We start from the raw sequence: 16,775 nt of genomic DNA on the forward strand, positions 1-16,775 counted from the left end.
TTGGTAGTAGTTCATGGTGGTAAGAGCTTCACCCGGCCAAGGCCGGGTGAAGTTTCTGCACTACCTAATAGTGAAACGTTGTAGGTTACTCGATATCCAACTGCCCATCCTTGATCAACTGGTTGATGAAGTCATCGCTGGATGCTCCGCCCATGCTGATGTTGGACAGGGTAATGACTTGATCAGCGCCTTCACCAGAGGTGCCGATGCCTCCGTCTGATTTCACTGAAATGACGGTGTTACTTCCCTCCTGGCTGGCGTAGAGGTAGTCGGATATATCGGCTTCGCTGGCATTTTCCAGCAGATCGGATACATCGATCTTGTCGGCTGCTGTGTTGCTGGCAGTGTTGCCCAGCGTAAAGTCCTTGATTTCGTCCTTGGCCGGGGAACCAGAGGTTCCTTCATCACCTGACTGGAAGGCAACTGTGTCAGCGCCAAGTCCAGTCCAGATCTCATCATCCCCTGCGCCACCGACCAGGACGTCGTTACCACCTCCGCCGATGAGTACGTCATTGTTGGCTGCGCCGTTCAGGACATCGTCGCCACCATCCGCTTCATTGGCCCCTGTTAGTGCTGCATAGTTGCCTTGGATGTACTCGATAATTTGCTGCTCGGAAGGGTCCTGGCCAGCGTTTTCGCTCCATTTGAGGAAGTCGAGAAGTCCTTGGTAACTTAGTCCGTCATGTTCGCCGGCAGCAAACTCCTCTCCGGTGTCGCCATTGGTCCACGCCAGTTGGTCGGAGTTGATCCTGTCCCCGAAGATCACGTCTTTGCCTGAGGTGCCATTCAGGATATCGTCGCCGACAGGGATGTTGGTATCAAGATACGATCCAGTCTGAAGCGCGATTTCAAATTCGCTTTGATTGGTTATGTTGACCGGCTGCCCGACTTCGCTGGTAACGCTGCCTCCTTGGAGGTTGACGGTGGCTGTGCCAGTGACGCCGGAGCTGTCGAGCATGGCATTGATCACGTCGCCCTGTGGATTCTGCGTCAGCGCATGAGGATCGATGCCGATGGTTTCCACCGCACTGAACTCTGATAGTTCCTTGAAGGCGTTGACCGCCTCCTGGACCGTCCAGAAATTCGCCTTGTTTTGTGGGCCGCCAATCGATCCGTCGTCTCGGGTAAATACGGTAGGCTCACCGTCAGTCAGCAGGTAGGTCAGGTTTTCAAAGCCATCGGTGGGCTGGTTCTGGAAGAAGCTGATGGCTTTTCTTAGCCCTGCTTCGGTATTGGTGTCATGGGCCAAGGTGATGCTGTCGAGATACTGCCCCCACGGGCCAAGGTCGTCGGCGTCGAAGTCCTGGAAGTCCCGCTTGTCGGCGGTACGGTTGAAATCGATGAGGGTGAGATGGACAGTGCCGTCATGGTCGGCTAGTTTTTCCGCGAAGCTCTTCAGGGCAGCACGGGCGACATTGATGCGTATCTCTCCGGAAGCCATGGGGTACATGCCGCCCATTGACTGAGAGGAATCCAGCACAATGGCGATGTTATAGTCCTGACCATCCTTGACGATCTGACGTATTCCTCCCTGGTCCCCTATCTGGACGTCGTTCCCTGCGCCTGTGGTGTTGATGTCGTTATCATTGTCCCCGACAAACAGTTCATTGATGGTGACGGTGACCTGGCTGGTGGCAACATCGTTGTCACCATCTGTCAGGGTGTAGTCGATGACCGCTTCACCGGAAAAGTCCTTGTTAGGGGTGAACGTCAGGGTGCCATCTGGATTGATGACGACGGTTCCTGTATTGGCCCCACCCTCCACCGTGGCCGAGGTTACGTCGGCACCGTCCGCTCCAGTGCCATCGTTGGCCTTCACGTCGATGACGACAGGTGATTCGGTGGCTGTGAACGCCGAGTCCGGTGCGGCGATGGGTGTATCGTCGTCGATGACGACCTTCAGCACGCCAGCGGCGCTGTCACCGTCGCTGTCGGTAACCGTGTAGCCCACATCAAAGGCGAGGTCATCTTCGCTGCCTGCAACATTGTGTTGAAGAGCCTGCGATAACGTGACCTTGTAGTCGCCGGTTGCCGGATCCAGCATGGCAATGGTGATCACTCGGTTGCCGTCTTCGTCAAGACCCAGAATGGAGCGTCCGTTGCTGCTCAGGAAATAGACCACGTCCTGGCCTTCGGCGGTGGTCGTGGGAAAGCCTGAGGTGTCGGAGCTCCAGCTGAATCCACCGTTGGCAGCAGCACCGTCGACACCGAAGTCGTAGCCCAGGGTGCCGGTAGCAGTGGTCTTTTCTCCCGCCACATCCTGCGGGCCGCCAGCAACGCCGTTGGGCAGGCCGTCTTCATCGACAATGGCCTTGGCTGGATTGGTATTGGGGTCGCCGTCGGTTTCCGGGGTGGTGGGGGTGTCGTCGACATCGTCACTGTCGACCGCCACGGTGAGTTGGCCGTCGGTGGTGTCGCCGTCACCGTCGGTGCCGGTATAGTCGATCACCGCGTTGCCGGTAAAGTCGGGATTAGGCACGAAAGTCAAGGTGCCGTCCGGATTGATGGTGACCGTACCCACGTCTGAACCGCCATCGACGGTGGCGTCGGTGATTGAGCCCGGGCCATCGGCGCCATTGTTATCGTTGCCGAGGACGTCTACGGTCACCGGAGTATCACTGTCTGTGCTGGCGGCGTCGTTGCTGGCGACCGGCATGTCGTCGTCGATGGTCACCTTGAGCACGCCGGAGGCGCTATCGCCGTCGCTGTCAGTGATGGTATAGCCGACGTCGAAATTGATGTCATCCTCGACATCCGGGTTGGAGTGATCCAGCGGCTTGGCCAGTACGACCTTGTAGCTGCCATTGGCGACGTTGGTGAGCTGGACCGAGATCACACGATCGCCATTGCCGTCGAAGCCCACCAGCGAGCGACCGTTACCACTCAGGGTCCAGGTCACCGGGCTGCCGTTGGAGGTGAGGCTCGGCAGATTGGTAGTGCTCCAGCTAAAGCTTCCCTGGCCGTCGTCACCGAAGTCGTAGCCTAGCGAGCCGGTAGCGGCAGTATTTTCGCCGGCCACATCGTTGATGCCGCCAGCAATGCCTCCGGGCAGGCCGTCTTCATCGACAATGGCCACGGCTGGATGGGTATTGGGGTCGCCGTCGGTTTCCGGGGTAGTGGGAGTGTCGTCGACATCACCACTTTCGACGGTCACGGTGAGCTGACCATCGGTGGTGTCGCCGTCACCGTCGGTGCCGGTGTAGTCGATCACCGCGTTGCCGGTAAAGTCGGGATTAGGCACGAAAGTCAGGGTGCCATCCGGGTTGACGGTCACCGTGCCTACTCCTGGACCACCAGTGACGGTGGCGTCGGTGATGGAGCCCGGGCCATCGGCGCCGTTATTGTCGTTGCCGAGGACGTCTACGGTCACCGGAGTATTACTGTCGGTGCTGGCCGCGTCGTCGTTGGCGACCGGCATGTCGTCGTCGACGGTTACCTTGAGTACGCCGGAGGCGCTATCGCCGTCGCTATCGGTGATGGTATAGCCGACGTTGAAGTTGATGTCGTCCTCGACATCAGGGTTGGAGTGATCCAGCGGCTTGGCCAGTACGACCTTGTAGGTGCCATTGGTAACGTCGGTGAGTTGAACCGAGATCACGCGATCGCCATTGCCGTCGAAGCCCACCAGCGAGCGACCGTTACCACTCAGGGTCCAGGTCACCGGGCTGCCGTTGGAGGTGAGGCTCGGCAGATTGGCTGTACTCCAGCTAAAGCTTCCCTGGCCGTCGTCACCGAAGTCATAACCCAGCGAGCCAGTGGCAGCAATTCGTTCTCCGGCCACATCGTTGATGCCGCCGGCAATGCCGCCAGGAAGCCCGTCTTCATCGACAATGGCCTTGGCTGGATTGGTAGTGGGGTCGCCGTCGGTTTCCGGGGTAGTGGGGGTATCGTCTGCATCACCACTTTCTACCGTGACGGTGAGCTTACCATCGGTGGTGTCGCCGTCACCGTCGGTGCCGGTGTAGTCGATCACCGCGTTGCCGGTAAAGTCGGGATTAGGCGCGAAGGTCAGGGTGCCATCCGGGTTGACGGTCACCGTGCCCACTCCTGGGCCACCGTCGACGGTGGCGTCGGTGACAGTGCCCGGGCCATCGGCGCCGTTGTTGTCGTTGCCGAGAACATCGACGGTCACCGGAGTATCGCTGTCGGTGCTGGCGGTATCGCTGTTGGCGACCGGCATATCGTCGTCGACGGTCACCTTGAGTACGCCGAAGGCGCTGTCGCCGTCGCTGTCGGTAATGGTGTAGCCGACGTTGAAGTTGATATCGTCCTCGACATCAGGGTTGGAGTGATCGAGCGGCTTGGCCAGCACGACCTTGTAGGTGCCATTGTCGACGTCGGTGAGCTGAACCGAGATCACGCGATCACCGTTGCCGTCGAAGCCCACCAGCGAGCGACCATTACCACTCAGGGTCCAGGTCACCGGGCTGCCGTTGGAGGTGAGGCTCGGCAGGTTGGCGGTGCTCCAGCTAAAGCCGCCCTGACCGTCGTCACCAAAGTCGTAACCCAGCGAGCCAGTAGCAACGATTCGTTCTCCGGCCACATCGTTGATTCCGCCGGCAATGCCGCCAGGAAGCCCGTCTTCATCGACGATCGCCTTGGCCGGATTGGTGTTGGGGTCACCATCTGTCTCAGGAGTCGTGGGAACGCCGTTGCCACCGCTGCCGCCGCCACCGATGTCGATGTGTCCGTTGCAGCTGGTGCTGTCTCCGTCGCCGTCGGTAGTGACAATCTGGAAGTCCAGCGTACCCTCCGCATCCGGGGCGGCAGTAAAGCTCCAATTACCGTTGGGCTTGACTGTCAGGGTACCGTTGCCGGTATCGATGGGGGAGCCGAGGGGGTAGTCGGTGGTGTCGCCGGGCAGTTTTACAGTGGTACCGGTGACCCCATCGGCGCCTCCATCCTGTGTCCAGGTCCCGGTCACGGTGTCACCGGGTTCAATCGATGAGGGAGTGTCGATGCTATTGGTAGGGGTGTCGTCGTCAATATCCAGGGCCAGTCTAGCGGAGGCCTCGTCTCCATCACTGTCGGTAATGGTGTAACGGATCGAAAAGACCAGGTTGTCTTCGGTACCTTGTTGCGGGTGGTCCAGGGGGCCCAGCAGGGAAACCTTGTAGCTGCCAGTGTCGAGATCCGTCAACTTGATGTGGAGGATCGGTGTGCCGTCAGGAGTCCGTGCGGTCAGGGTCTCACCGCTGGGTGATAGCTGGTAGCTCAGCACCTCGCCACCCGAAGTCAGTTCAGGCAGGCTGGCCGGGTCCCAGCGAAAGGCGCCTGATGCAGCGGGGCCACTCGCACCGAAGCTGTAGCCAAGTGTGCCGGTGCCCGTAATGGCCTGGCCGGGGGCATCTCCTGGGCCTCCTGCGATGCCATCGGGGAGTCCGTCCTCGTCGAGTGCCGTCAAGGCGCTTACTTCACAATCGCATTCCACTGCTAGTAAGGCGGCGAGAGTTGCATGGGTCTGTGTCGTGTTGGTGTCGGAATTCATTGCGATTTCCTTGCATATTTTAGGTTAAATGCTACAGACGTCGCCCAAACATATTCGAGTGAAACTGTCGCAAGTATTGTACTGATGGGCTAGGACGAGATTGCGAATATATAGATGAATGTGTAGGGCTTTTTTTCACCAAACAAAAAGATAGATATCTCTTTTTTAACTTGTTTTTTTGCCTTTATTTTTCAGCGTATTTCTCATTAAGTGTGCAGTCTTGATTTGGCGGGTGGCGGCGAGTCATTGCACATCTGAACTTGATAGAAAAGCTGGATGGGCAAAAGTAAGTGATTCCAGGGAGAAGAAAGTGAGAAAAATTACGCTAAGAGAGCTGGAGGGGGGCACCACAGAAGTCGATAGAGCGTAGTTGGAGTGTCGTCGTTGGCTTCCAGGTCGCTGAAATACGATGTGAGGCAGTCGGAGGCGTAATGGCCAATCGTTCCCCGAACATGGTGATCCCCATTGTGGGAATAGGCGCAGGAGGACGTGTGCAACGACTTGAGAAGCGCCGCTACTGGCCGCATGGCCGGTGATAAGGGATAATGCGTCCCTCGTTGTCTCCACCGCTTTCTTTGCTCAGCAGGTCGTATGTCCTTCTTTCACCATCTTGATGAACGTACCCCCCTCAAGGGTCGTCTGGCGCTCAGCGTCGAGTACGACGGTACCCACTATTGCGGTTGGCAGCGGCTCAAGCACGCCCCGTCGGTGCAGGGGGCGGTGGAGAAGGCGCTGGCCAAGGTGGCGGGTGTGCCGATCACGTTGCATTGCAGCGGACGCACCGACTCAGGCGTGCACGCGACCCGCCAGATCGCCCACTTCGACCCGCCGGTGGAGCGTTCCGAGAAGGCCTGGGTGTTCGGCGGCAACGCCAACCTTCCCCGAGACGTGGCGATCCGCTGGATTCGCGAGGTGCCCGACGAATTCCACGCCCGCTTCAAGGCGTTGGGCCGGCGCTATCGCTACGTCATCCTCAATCAGCCGAGTCGCCCGGTGCTGGAGCGTGCCAACGCCACCTGGTGCCGCGACCCGCTGAATGCCGACGCCATGCACGAGGCCGCCCAGGCGCTGGTCGGCGAGCACGATTTCTCGAGTTTTCGTGCGGCTGGCTGTCAGTCGAAGACGCCCTGGCGCCACCTGCACTTTATCGAGGTGCATCGCCACGGCCCGCTGGTGGTGGTGGACCTTCAGGCCAACGCCTTCCTGCACCACATGGTGCGCAACATCGTCGGCGCGCTGGTGACGGTGGGACGGGGTGAGCAGGGCACCGACTACATCGCGCGACTGATGGCACTCAAGGATCGCAAGCAGAGCGATGTGACGGCGCCAGGCTGTGGGTTGCACTTCGTCGACACCCTGTACGACCCCGAGTGGCAACTGCCCGCCGAACCCTTGGGGCCGAATCTGCTGGCCTTCCTGGGGGAGTGGACAGGAGAGCGCCCGCTGCCGGACTGCCCCATGGTGGAGTTTCGCCGCGGACGTCCGATCGCCGAGACGCGCAGGGCGGTACGTGCCGAAGAGCTCGCCGACGGGCTCGCCGACGGGCTCGGCGACGGTTTCGCTGAAGGACCTGCCGGCGCTTCGGCGGCGCACGCCGCGGACAAGGAGTCCTGATGATTGCTTCCGCGCACCGTACCCGCGTCAAGTTCTGCGGCTTTACCCGCGAAGAGGATATCGACGCCGCCGTGGCGTTGGGCGCCGATGCCTTGGGCTTTGTGCTGTGGCCCGGCAGCAAGCGGGCGGTCAGCCTGGAGCGGCTGGCCGAACTCGCGGCGCGGGTGCCGGCCTTCGTCACCCGGGTGGGGCTGTTCGTCGATGCCGACGACGAGACCATCGAAAGGGCACTGCCGTGTCTCGACCTGCTGCAGTTTCACGGTAGCGAGAGCGCCGAGGCCTGCGAGCGCTTTGCGCGCCCTTATATAAAGGCGCTGAGAATGCGCGACGGCCTCGATCTGCACGAGGCCGAACGCACCTACGCCGGCGCCCAGGCACTGCTGCTGGACGCCTATCGCCCAGGCGTGCCCGGCGGCACCGGTGACACTTTCGACTGGTCGCGCATCCCGTCGTCGCTGGCAAAACCTGTTATCCTCGCCGGTGGCCTGTCGGCGGACAACGCCGCCGAGGCGATTGACCGGGTGAGGCCCTTTGCCCTCGACGTCTCCGGGGGCATCGAAAGCGCGCCGGGCGCCAAGGATCCAGAGCGCATGCAGGCCTTTATGCGCGCCGTGGGGCAGGGCGACGCCCGCCGCTGACGCGGCAGCAGGCCCCACGCCCGGTAGCGAGCGACCATCACCGACTTTTTATTCAGCCAGTTTATCCGCAAGGAGTCCGACGTGAGCAAGTTCAGTGAACTGACCCAATGGCCTGACGCTCGGGGGCACTATGGGGCCTACGGAGGTCGCTTTGTCTCGGAAACCTTGAGCTTTGCGCTGGACGATCTGAGCCGCACCTACGAAAGCCTCAAGGACGATCCCGACTTTCAGGCCGAATTTGACCATGACCTCGCGCACTACGTCGGTCGGCCGTCGCCGCTCTATCACGCCCGGCGCTGGTCTGCACAGCTTGGCGGTGCCCAGATATGGCTGAAGCGCGAGGATCTCAATCACACCGGCGCCCACAAGGTGAACAACACCATCGGCCAGGCGCTGCTGGCCAAGAAGAGTGGCAAGCCCCGGGTGATCGCCGAAACCGGCGCCGGTCAGCATGGCGTGGCGACCGCCACCGTGGCGGCGCGGCTGGGCCTGCGCTGCGACGTCTACATGGGCGAGGCCGATACCGAGCGTCAGAAGCTCAACGTCTATCGCATGCGCCTGCTGGGGGCCAACGTCATTCCGGTGACTTCCGGCACCCGTACGCTCAAGGATGCCATGAACGAGGCGCTGCGCGACTGGGTCACCAACGTCGACGATACCTTCTACATCATCGGCACCGTGGCGGGGCCGCATCCCTACCCGCAACTGGTGCGTGACTTCAACGCGGTGGTCGGCCGTGAAGCGCGGCGCCAGTCGCTCGAGCAGTTCGGCAAGCTGCCTGACGCGCTGATCGCCTGCGTCGGCGGTGGCTCCAACGCCATGGGGCTGTTCTATCCCTTCGTCGAGGACGACGGCGTCGAGATGTATGGCGTCGAAGCCGGTGGCGACGGGGTCGAGACCGGCCGTCACGCTGCGCCCCTGGCCTCCGGCGCGCCCCGCGGCGTGCTTCACGGCAACCGCACCTACCTGATGTCCGACGAGGGCGGCCAGGTCAGCGATACCCACTCGATCTCGGCGGGCCTCGACTACCCCGGTGTCGGGCCCGAACACGCGCTGTGGAAGGACGTCGGCCGGGTCAACTATGTGGCCGCCAACGACGACGCCGTGCTTGAGGCCTTCCGTGAGCTGACCCACGTCGAGGGCATCATGCCGGCGCTGGAATCGGCCCACGCCCTGGCCCACGCCAAGGTGCTGGCGCCGACCCTGTCCCCGGACCAGAACATCGTGGTCAACCTGTCCGGACGTGGCGACAAGGACATCCTCACCGTTGCCAAGATCGACGGAATCGACCTGTAGGAGCTAGAGAATTCCATGTCTCGTATCGATAAACGTTTTCGTTCTCTCGCCGATCAGGGTCGCAAGGCGCTGGTTCCCTACATCACCGGGGGCGATCCCACCCCGGAGGTGACCGTCGACTACATGCACGCACTGGTCGAGTCCGGCGCCGACATCATCGAACTCGGGGTCCCCTTCAGCGACCCCATGGCCGACGGCCCGGTCATCCAGAAGGCCTGTGAGCGTGCCTTGAAGCACGGCACCCGCCTGACCGACCTGCTGGCCATGGTGGCCGAGTTTCGGCGTCAGGACGACGACACCCCGGTGGTGTTGATGGGCTATCTCAATCCCATCGAGCGCATGGGTATCGAGCGCTTCGCCCGCGAGGCGAGGGCGGCCGGCGTCGATGGCGTGCTGGTGGTGGACATGCCGCCGGAAGAGGCCGATGAACTGGGGCCCTTGCTGGAAGCCGAGGATTTGGCGCCAATCTTTCTTGTCGCCCCTACCACTTCCCCAGAGCGTGCCGCTACAATATGCGCCCACGCGCATGGCTATCTCTACTATGTGTCGCTCAAGGGAGTGACCGGCTCGGCGAGCCTCAACGCCGACGATGTGGCGGCCCATCTGGCGCCGCTGCGCGAGCTGACCGATCTGCCCCTGTGTGTCGGTTTCGGTATCCGCGACGGCGCCTCCGCCGCGGAAGTGGCTAAGGTTGCCGATGGCGTCATCGTCGGCAGTGCCCTGGTCTCACGCATCGCCGAGCACTGTGACGCTCCCCGCGAGGCCATCGCCGAATTGAAGGCGGTGATGACAGAGATACGCCAGGCCCTGGACGCCTGAGAGGCGATCGGGGAAGAGATTCGACCCTGTCGTCGGCCACCGCCGGCGACCGTAGCAACGGAAGACTTCTGACATGAGCTGGCTAGACAAGATTGTGCCCTCGGTGGGCCGCATTCAGCGCAAGGACCGCCGGGCGAGCGTTCCGGACGGTCTCTGGCGTAAGTGCCCCAAGTGCGAGTCGGTGCTTTACCTGCCCGAACTCGAAAAGCACCACAACGTGTGTCCCAAGTGTGATCACCATCTGCGCCTGACCGCGCGCAAGCGCCTTGACTGGTTCCTCGACAAGGAAGGTCGCGAAGAGATCGCCGCCGACCTCGAGCCGGTGGATCGTCTCAAGTTTCGTGACTCCAAGAAGTACAAGGACCGCCTGGCCGCGGCCCAGAAGGACACCGGCGAGAACGACGCCCTGATCGCCATGCGCGGTTCGCTGGATGGCCTGCCGGTGGTCGCGGTGGCCTTCGAGTTCACCTTCATGGGTGGCTCCATGGGGGCCGTGGTCGGCGAGAAGTTCGTGCGTGCCGCCACTATCGCTCTCGAAGAGGGCCAGCCGCTGGTGTGTTTCTCGGCATCCGGCGGTGCGCGCATGCAGGAAGCGCTGTTCTCGCTGATGCAGATGGCCAAGACCTCCGCCGCGCTTGAGCGCCTCAAGCAGGCCGGCGTGCCCTATATCTCGGTGTTGACCGATCCGGTGTTCGGTGGCGTGTCGGCGTCGCTGGCCATGCTCGGCGATCTCAACGTGGCCGAGCCCAACGCCCTGATCGGCTTTGCCGGTCCTCGGGTCATCGAACAGACGGTGCGCGAGAAGCTGCCTGAAGGCTTCCAGCGCAGCGAGTTCCTGCTCGAACACGGCACCGTCGACATGATCGTGCATCGCCACGAGATGCGTTCGCGGCTGGGTGGGGTGCTGCGCAAGCTGACCCATCAACCTGCGATAGGTATCGCCGACGACAGTGAGCCCGACCTGGTGGACGCCGCCGAAGCCGCCGAGCGTGACCTGGCGGTGGCCATGGCAGACAGTGAAGGCGCCCAGGCCGAGCACGCGCCGGAGACGGCCGAGCAGCAGACGCAAAGCGATGAAGCCGATGCTGTCCAAGGCGAGGAGCCGAAGGACGGCGAACGCACCCAGGACACACCGCGCTAGCCCATGGATAACGACGGTCTGCCCACCACGCTGGATAGCTGGCTCGCCCGACTCGAGGCCGCCCACCCCGTCGGCATCGATCTGGGCCTCGAGCGGGTCGCCTGTGTGGCACAGCGTCTCGGTCTGACCGAGAGGCCGATTGCACGCCGGGTGATCACCGTCGCCGGCACCAACGGCAAGGGGTCCACGGTGGCCATGCTCGAGGCGCTGGGACGGGCCCATGGGTTGTCCACGGCGGCCTACACCTCGCCCCATCTGGTGCGTTACAACGAGCGCCTTCGGCTGGACGCCAGCGAGGCCAGCGACGAGGTGCTGATCGAAGGCTTCGTCGCGGTGGAGCAGGCCAGGCTCGCGCCATCCCCGGTCAGCCTCACCTACTTCGAGGTCGGTACCCTGGCGGCGCTGTGGACCATCGCCAGGCGCCAGCCCGACCTGGCGGTGCTGGAGGTCGGCCTCGGTGGTCGCCTGGACGCGGTCAATGTGGTGGATCCGGATGTCGCCGTGGTGACCACCGTGGCTCAGGACCACGCCGCCTTCCTGGGCAACGATATTGCCATCATCGGCCGCGAGAAGGCCGGGATCATGCGTACCGGGCGCCCGGCGGTGCTGGGCAGTCGTGACCTGCCCTCGAGCGTTGCCGACCATGCCCGTTCGCTGGGTGCGCCGATCTTTGCGCTCGGTGAGGCCTTCGCCCATTCGGGCAGCCATGCAGGCTCTCAAGCAGCACCTTGTGCAGCACCTTGTGCAGGACCTGATGGCGAACAGGGCGGCTGGTCGTGGCGCGGAAGCGACGCGCAAGGCCAGCCGGTCGGCCTGGAACGACTAAGCGATCCCGGGCTGCCGCTGGATAACGCCGCTTCTGCGCTGCAGGCACTGTGGCTGGCCCTTGGTGAACTCGATCCAGACGCCTGTCGCCAGGCACTGGCCGAGGTGCATCTTCCCGGGCGGATGCAGTGGCGCGGTAACTGGTGCCTTGACGTGGGTCACAACCCTCACGCCGCCAACTACCTGGCCGGGCGACTGGTCGAACGGCGTGAAGTGCAACGGGAGGTCCAGGGGCGGACCCTGTGTCTGATCGGCATGCTCGAGGACAAGGACGCCGAGGGGGTCATCGCCGCGCTGTCGCCGGTGGTGGACGCCTGGCTGCCGGTGACGCTCGAAGGCGACCGCGGACGTAGCGCAGCCGACCTCGCGGCACGTATCGAACATCAAGGTGGCACCATCCTTCACCACGCCGATAGCGTCGATGACGGCGCCGACTGGCTCGAATCGTGCGTCGAGTCGGCAGATCGTGTACTGGTGACGGGATCCTTCTTCACCGTGGCTGCCATACTGGCGAGATGGAGCCGCCAGTCCAGTGGCGGTGGCGTCATCGAGGGAGCGACATGAAATACGGAATGCGTGAGCGAATCAGCGGGATCATTATCGTGGTGGCGCTGGGCGTCATCTTCGTGCCGATGTTGTTTGATGAGCCCGAATCCCCCGAGCAGCGGCCGGACCCGGTGCTGACCATCGACCCGCCGGTGGATGTGGAGCGCCGCGACGTGCCTGAGCCCACCCCGCCGGAAGGGCTTGGGCAGATTCAGGCACCGGTTGCCCCTGGCGAGGGCAATGCTTCGCAGGCCGACCAGGGCCAGAGCGAACCCTCCGAGTCCAGCCAGCCACAGCAGGTGGATCCTGAACCGGCGCAGCAGGTGGCCGAACAGGCGTCCTCCGAGCGCCAGGCCGAGCCCGAACCGGCACCCGAGGCCAGCCAGCCGCGGGAAGATCCTATCGCCGCCCTGGCGCGCCAGGCCGAGCAGCGCACGACGAGCGCCCCCACCGCGGTGGAAGGCGGTGAGTGGGCGGTGCAGGTGGGCAGCTTCGGCGAGGCCGGCAACGCCCAGCGCCTGATGCAGAAGCTGCGTGACCAGGGTTACCCCGCCTACTCGCGTGAGCGCAACAACTCGCTGACCACGGTCTACGTGGGCCCCTTCGGCGCGTCCGAGGACGCCGAGGGCGTGATGAGCGAGCTCAAGTCCCGGGAAAATCTGCAGGGGCTTCTGGTCAAGGTGGATAGCTGATGCTGGTGACATGGGTGGACTGGGTCTTCGTCGCCGTGCTGGCGGTGGCCGTGGCGGCGGGGTTCGTCCGTGGCCTGGTGCGTGAGGCGCTAGGCCTGGCCAGCTGGATCGTGGCGCTTTTGGCGGCACGCATGTTCGCCGAGCCGGTGGCCGAGGTGCTGGGCAACTGGATCGACAGTCCGGATGGCCGGCTTATCGTGGCCTTTATCCTGATCATCGTGATCACGATCCTGCTCGGCGGCATCCTGATACGGATGATCCAGGCGGCGGTGGAGTGGGCCGGCGCAGGCTTTCTCAATCGCCTGACCGGAGCCTTGTTCGGTGGGGTGAAGGCGGCAGCGGTGCTGACCCTGGTCACGCTGCTGATCGGCTTTACCCCGCTGGATCAACTGACGGCCTGGCAGGATGCCAGCGTGCGCCCCCACTTCGAGCAACTGCGCGACTGGGGCCTTGGCCAACTGAGTGATTTCGAGGGCAGCCTGCCGGACTTTCCCGAGTCCCTGCGCGAGCTGCCCCAGGCAGAACCATCGCCGCCGACCGGTGGCGAGGCAGAGGGATCTGCCATCGACGATGCGAAGCAAGGTGCCACAAGCACGCTCTGACTTCGCCAGTGACAGACGACTCTTGCGCTGGCCCCCGGGCGGCGTTTCACGGTAAATGAGGTAAGTTGAATGTGCGGTATCGTCGGCCTGATGGCCAAGCAGGCGGTTAACCAGGCAATCTACGACGCCCTGACGGTGCTACAGCACCGGGGTCAGGACGCGGCGGGCATGATGACCTGGAACGAGGGCCGTTTCCTGCTGCGCAAGAGCAACGGTCTGGTACGTGACGTCTTCCACACACGCCACATGGCGCGCCTGAAGGGCAGCCTGGGCATCGGCCACGTGCGCTATCCCACCGCCGGCTCGTCCAGCGAGGCCGAGTCGCAGCCGTTCTATGTGAACTCCCCGTACGGTCTGGCGCTGGCGCACAACGGCAACCTGACCAATTCCGAGCAGCTCAAGAAGGAACTGTTCTCCTCGGATCTCCGTCACATCAACACAAGCTCGGACTCCGAGGTGCTCCTCAACGTCTTCGCCCATGAGCTGGGCAAGCAGGGGCCCCATCTGCTGCCGGGCGACATCTTCGACGCCGTACGTCGGGTGCACCGTCGTTGCCGCGGCGGCTACGCCGCGGTGGCGGTGATCAACGGCGTGGGCCTGGTCGCCTTCCGTGATCCCCAGGGCATCCGTCCGGTGGTCTTCGGCACCCGCGATCAGGGCGAGGGGCAGGAAGTGATGATCGCCTCCGAGTCGGTGGCGCTGGACGTCGGTGGTTTCGAGCTGGTGCGCGACCTGGCGCCGGGCGAGGCCATCTTCGTCGATATGGATGGCAACTACCACACTCAGTCCTGTGCCGATCGTCCGCTGCTTGCCCCCTGCATCTTCGAGCACGTCTACCTGGCGCGCCCCGATTCGCTGCTGGACGGTGCCTACGTCTACGGCACCCGCCTGCAGATGGGCCGCAAGCTCGCCGATCGCATCAAGAGCGAATGGCCGGATCACGATATCGATGTGGTCATCCCGATTCCCGACACCTCGCGCACCTCGGCACTCGAGATGGCCCAGCACCTGGGGGTCACCTATCGCGAAGGCTTCATGAAGAACCGCTACATCGGGCGGACCTTCATCATGCCCGGGCAGACCCAGCGCAAGAAATCCGTGCGCCAGAAGCTCAACGCCATCGATATCGAGTTCAAGGGCAAGAACGTGCTTCTGGTGGACGACTCCATCGTGCGCGGCACCACCTGCAAGCAGATCATCCAGATGGCCCGCGACGCCGGCGCCAACAAGGTATACTTTGCCTCTGCCGCGCCGCCCGTGCGTTATCCCAACGTCTACGGCATCGACATGCCCGCCGCCAGCGAGCTGATCGCTCACGGCCGCAGCGAGGCCGAGGTGGGTGAGCTGATCGGCGCCGATCGTATCGTCTACCAGGACCTTGAGGACCTGAAGGCGGCCTGTCGTGAGGTCAATCCGGCGCTGGCCGAGTTCGACTGTTCGGTGTTTGATGGCAAGTACATCACCGGCGACATCGACGAGGCCTACCTGTCCGATCTCGAGGCTTCGCGCAACGATGGCGCCAAGCAGGATCAGAGCGCTGGTGATCACGCCCTGGTCGGCATGCACAATCAGGACGATATCGACTGATACCCAACAGCTAACCGCAGGGCGTCGTCGGTCGGCAGGGGGAGTGCCCGAAGGCGCGCTCTCTCTACCCGTCCGAGTCGACGGCACCCTGGCGAGTGATGGAGACGGATATGCTGGACCCGACGCAGGACGAATGGAACCTCGAGACCCTGGCCATCCGGGCGGGGCACGATCGCACCCAGGAGCAGGAACACTCCGAGCCGATCTTTCCGACCTCGAGCTTTGTCTACGGCAGCGCAGCCGAAGCGGCGCGCAAGTTTTCCGGTGATGAGCCGGGCAACGTCTACTCGCGCTTCACCAACCCCACGGTACGTACCTTCGAGCGTCGCCTGGCGGCGATGGAAGGGGGCGAGCGCTGTGTGGCCACCAGTTCCGGCATGGCCGCCATCCTGTCCACCGCGCTGGCACTGCTTCAGGCCGGTGACGAGATCGTCGCCTCGCGCTCGTTGTTCGGCTCCACCGTCAGCCTGTTCGACAAGTATCTCGGCAAGTTCGGTATCACCACACGCTATGTGGAGCTTTCCGATCTGGACGCCTGGGAAGCGGCGATGACCCCGGCGACTCGGCTGCTGTTCGCCGAGACGCCTTCCAACCCGCTGTCCGAGGTCGTCGATATCGAAGCGCTGGCCGAACTGGCCCATCGCCACGATGCCTTGCTCGCCATCGACAACTGCTTCTTGACGCCGGCGCTGCAGCGGCCGCTGTCACTGGGCGCCGATCTGGTGATCCATTCGGCCACCAAGTACCTGGATGGCCAGGGGCGCGCCATCGGCGGGGCCGTGGTCGGGCGTGACAAGGAGCTCGAGGAAGTCTTCGGAGTGGTGCGGACCTGCGGCCCATGCCTCAGTCCCTTCAATGCCTGGATCTTCACCAAGGGACTGGAGACGCTGAACCTGCGGATGAAGGCTCACGCCGCCTCGGCGCTGGAACTGGCGCGCTGGCTTGACGCTCACCCGGCGGTAGAGAAGGTTCACTACAGCGGACTCGAGAGTCATCCCCAGCACCAGGTGGCGAGCCGCCAGCAGCAGGGCTTCGGCGCCGTGGTCGGGGTCGAGGTCAAGGGCGGGCGCGAGCAGGCCTGGTCAGTAGTCGATGCCACCCGCATGCTGTCGATCACCGGCAACCTGGGGGATGCCAAGACCACCATTACCCACCCGGCGACCACCACCCACGGGCGCCTGTCGGACGAACAGAAGGCGACCGCCGGCATTTCCGAGAACCTGCTGCGCATCGCCGTGGGGCTCGAGAATCTCGACGACATCAAGGCTGACCTGGCCAGGGGGCTCGACGCCCTGGTCTAGGGCTTGTCTGAAAAGTGCCTGCGCTCGGTAATACGGCGTTAAAAATCGGATCAAAATGCTCATTTACACCCCGTAAACTGCGCTTTCTCACCGATTTTTGCCTTGTCTAACCTTCGCTCGTCGACTTTTCGGACAGCGCCTAGAGGTTCGCCCGAGGCTGCCATGCTGGAGCCTCCCCATAGTGATGTGTTGAAGCGCTGCTTTACCACGACCGCCGCACGAGTCC

The 16,775-nt window shown here is 63.1% G+C and carries 11 protein-coding genes; 10 read left to right on the plus strand and 1 reads right to left on the minus strand.

Translation table 11 applies throughout. The features are described from left to right. Nucleotides 1-85: 85 nt before the first annotated feature. The gene (locus tag NFI08_RS15410; protein ID WP_349590459.1) at nucleotides 86-5,404 is read right to left on the minus strand and encodes an Ig-like domain-containing protein; all 5,319 of its coding nucleotides are present in this window, start codon (nucleotides 5,402-5,404) and stop codon (nucleotides 86-88) included. Between the two features lie 675 nt (nucleotides 5,405-6,079). On the opposite strand from NFI08_RS15410, the gene truA reads away from it, so the two are divergent. The 10 genes from truA (at nucleotide 6,080) to NFI08_RS15460 (ending at nucleotide 16,549) form a co-directional block, all read left to right on the plus strand. Continuing rightward, on the plus strand, nucleotides 6,080-7,102 hold the full coding sequence (gene truA, locus NFI08_RS15415; protein ID WP_108448849.1) for a tRNA pseudouridine(38-40) synthase TruA: 1,023 nt from the start codon (nucleotides 6,080-6,082) through the stop codon (nucleotides 7,100-7,102). Continuing rightward, entirely contained in the window at nucleotides 7,102-7,740 is a 639-nt protein-coding gene (locus tag NFI08_RS15420) for a phosphoribosylanthranilate isomerase (protein ID WP_108448848.1), read from the plus strand. The genes truA and NFI08_RS15420 overlap by 1 nt, the downstream gene beginning before the upstream one ends. Nucleotides 7,741-7,821: 81 nt before the next feature. Next, the gene (gene trpB / locus NFI08_RS15425; protein ID WP_181248630.1) at nucleotides 7,822-9,036 is read left to right on the plus strand and encodes a tryptophan synthase subunit beta; all 1,215 of its coding nucleotides are present in this window, start codon (nucleotides 7,822-7,824) and stop codon (nucleotides 9,034-9,036) included. A gap of 15 nt (nucleotides 9,037-9,051) precedes the next feature. Beyond that, complete coding sequence (gene trpA / locus NFI08_RS15430) at nucleotides 9,052-9,855, plus strand: tryptophan synthase subunit alpha (protein ID WP_108448847.1); 804 nt, start codon at nucleotides 9,052-9,054, stop codon at nucleotides 9,853-9,855. Between the two features lie 73 nt (nucleotides 9,856-9,928). Next, complete coding sequence (gene accD / locus NFI08_RS15435; protein ID WP_349590466.1) at nucleotides 9,929-10,996, plus strand: acetyl-CoA carboxylase, carboxyltransferase subunit beta; 1,068 nt, start codon at nucleotides 9,929-9,931, stop codon at nucleotides 10,994-10,996. Between the two features lie 3 nt (nucleotides 10,997-10,999). Continuing rightward, on the plus strand, nucleotides 11,000-12,385 hold the full coding sequence (folC, locus tag NFI08_RS15440; RefSeq protein ID WP_349590469.1) for a bifunctional tetrahydrofolate synthase/dihydrofolate synthase: 1,386 nt from the start codon (nucleotides 11,000-11,002) through the stop codon (nucleotides 12,383-12,385). After that, entirely contained in the window at nucleotides 12,382-13,059 is a 678-nt protein-coding gene (locus NFI08_RS15445) for an SPOR domain-containing protein (protein WP_108448844.1), read from the plus strand. Before folC ends, NFI08_RS15445 begins: the two co-directional genes overlap by 4 nt. Further along, nucleotides 13,059-13,661, plus strand: a complete 603-nt coding sequence (locus tag NFI08_RS15450; RefSeq protein WP_349590473.1) for a CvpA family protein — start codon at nucleotides 13,059-13,061, stop codon at nucleotides 13,659-13,661. Before NFI08_RS15445 ends, NFI08_RS15450 begins: the two co-directional genes overlap by 1 nt. A 69-nt stretch (nucleotides 13,662-13,730) precedes the next feature. After that, entirely contained in the window at nucleotides 13,731-15,248 is a 1,518-nt protein-coding gene (purF, locus tag NFI08_RS15455; protein WP_349590476.1) for an amidophosphoribosyltransferase, read from the plus strand. Nucleotides 15,249-15,358: 110 nt separating this feature from the next. After that, on the plus strand, nucleotides 15,359-16,549 hold the full coding sequence (locus NFI08_RS15460; RefSeq protein ID WP_239452535.1) for an O-succinylhomoserine sulfhydrylase: 1,191 nt from the start codon (nucleotides 15,359-15,361) through the stop codon (nucleotides 16,547-16,549). Nucleotides 16,550-16,775: the final 226 nt, after the last annotated feature.

This window comes from Halomonas sp. EF61 (assembly GCF_040147045.1).
GTDB lineage: Bacteria > Pseudomonadota > Gammaproteobacteria > Pseudomonadales > Halomonadaceae > Halomonas > Halomonas litopenaei.

What these genes read in the sequence shown, in the direction of transcription:
- truA (WP_108448849.1), top strand. Translation starts at nt 6,080, where the DNA reads ATGTCCTTCTTTCACCATCTTGATGAACGTACCCCCCTCAAGGGTCGT.
- NFI08_RS15420 (WP_108448848.1), top strand. Translation starts at nt 7,102, where the DNA reads ATGATTGCTTCCGCGCACCGTACCCGCGTCAAGTTCTGCGGCTTTACC.
- trpA (WP_108448847.1), top strand. Translation starts at nt 9,052, where the DNA reads ATGTCTCGTATCGATAAACGTTTTCGTTCTCTCGCCGATCAGGGTCGC.
- accD (WP_349590466.1), top strand. Translation starts at nt 9,929, where the DNA reads ATGAGCTGGCTAGACAAGATTGTGCCCTCGGTGGGCCGCATTCAGCGC.
- folC (WP_349590469.1), top strand. Translation starts at nt 11,000, where the DNA reads ATGGATAACGACGGTCTGCCCACCACGCTGGATAGCTGGCTCGCCCGA.
- NFI08_RS15445 (WP_108448844.1), top strand. Translation starts at nt 12,382, where the DNA reads ATGAAATACGGAATGCGTGAGCGAATCAGCGGGATCATTATCGTGGTG.
- NFI08_RS15450 (WP_349590473.1), top strand. Translation starts at nt 13,059, where the DNA reads ATGCTGGTGACATGGGTGGACTGGGTCTTCGTCGCCGTGCTGGCGGTG.
- purF (WP_349590476.1), top strand. Translation starts at nt 13,731, where the DNA reads ATGTGCGGTATCGTCGGCCTGATGGCCAAGCAGGCGGTTAACCAGGCA.
- NFI08_RS15460 (WP_239452535.1), top strand. Translation starts at nt 15,359, where the DNA reads ATGCTGGACCCGACGCAGGACGAATGGAACCTCGAGACCCTGGCCATC.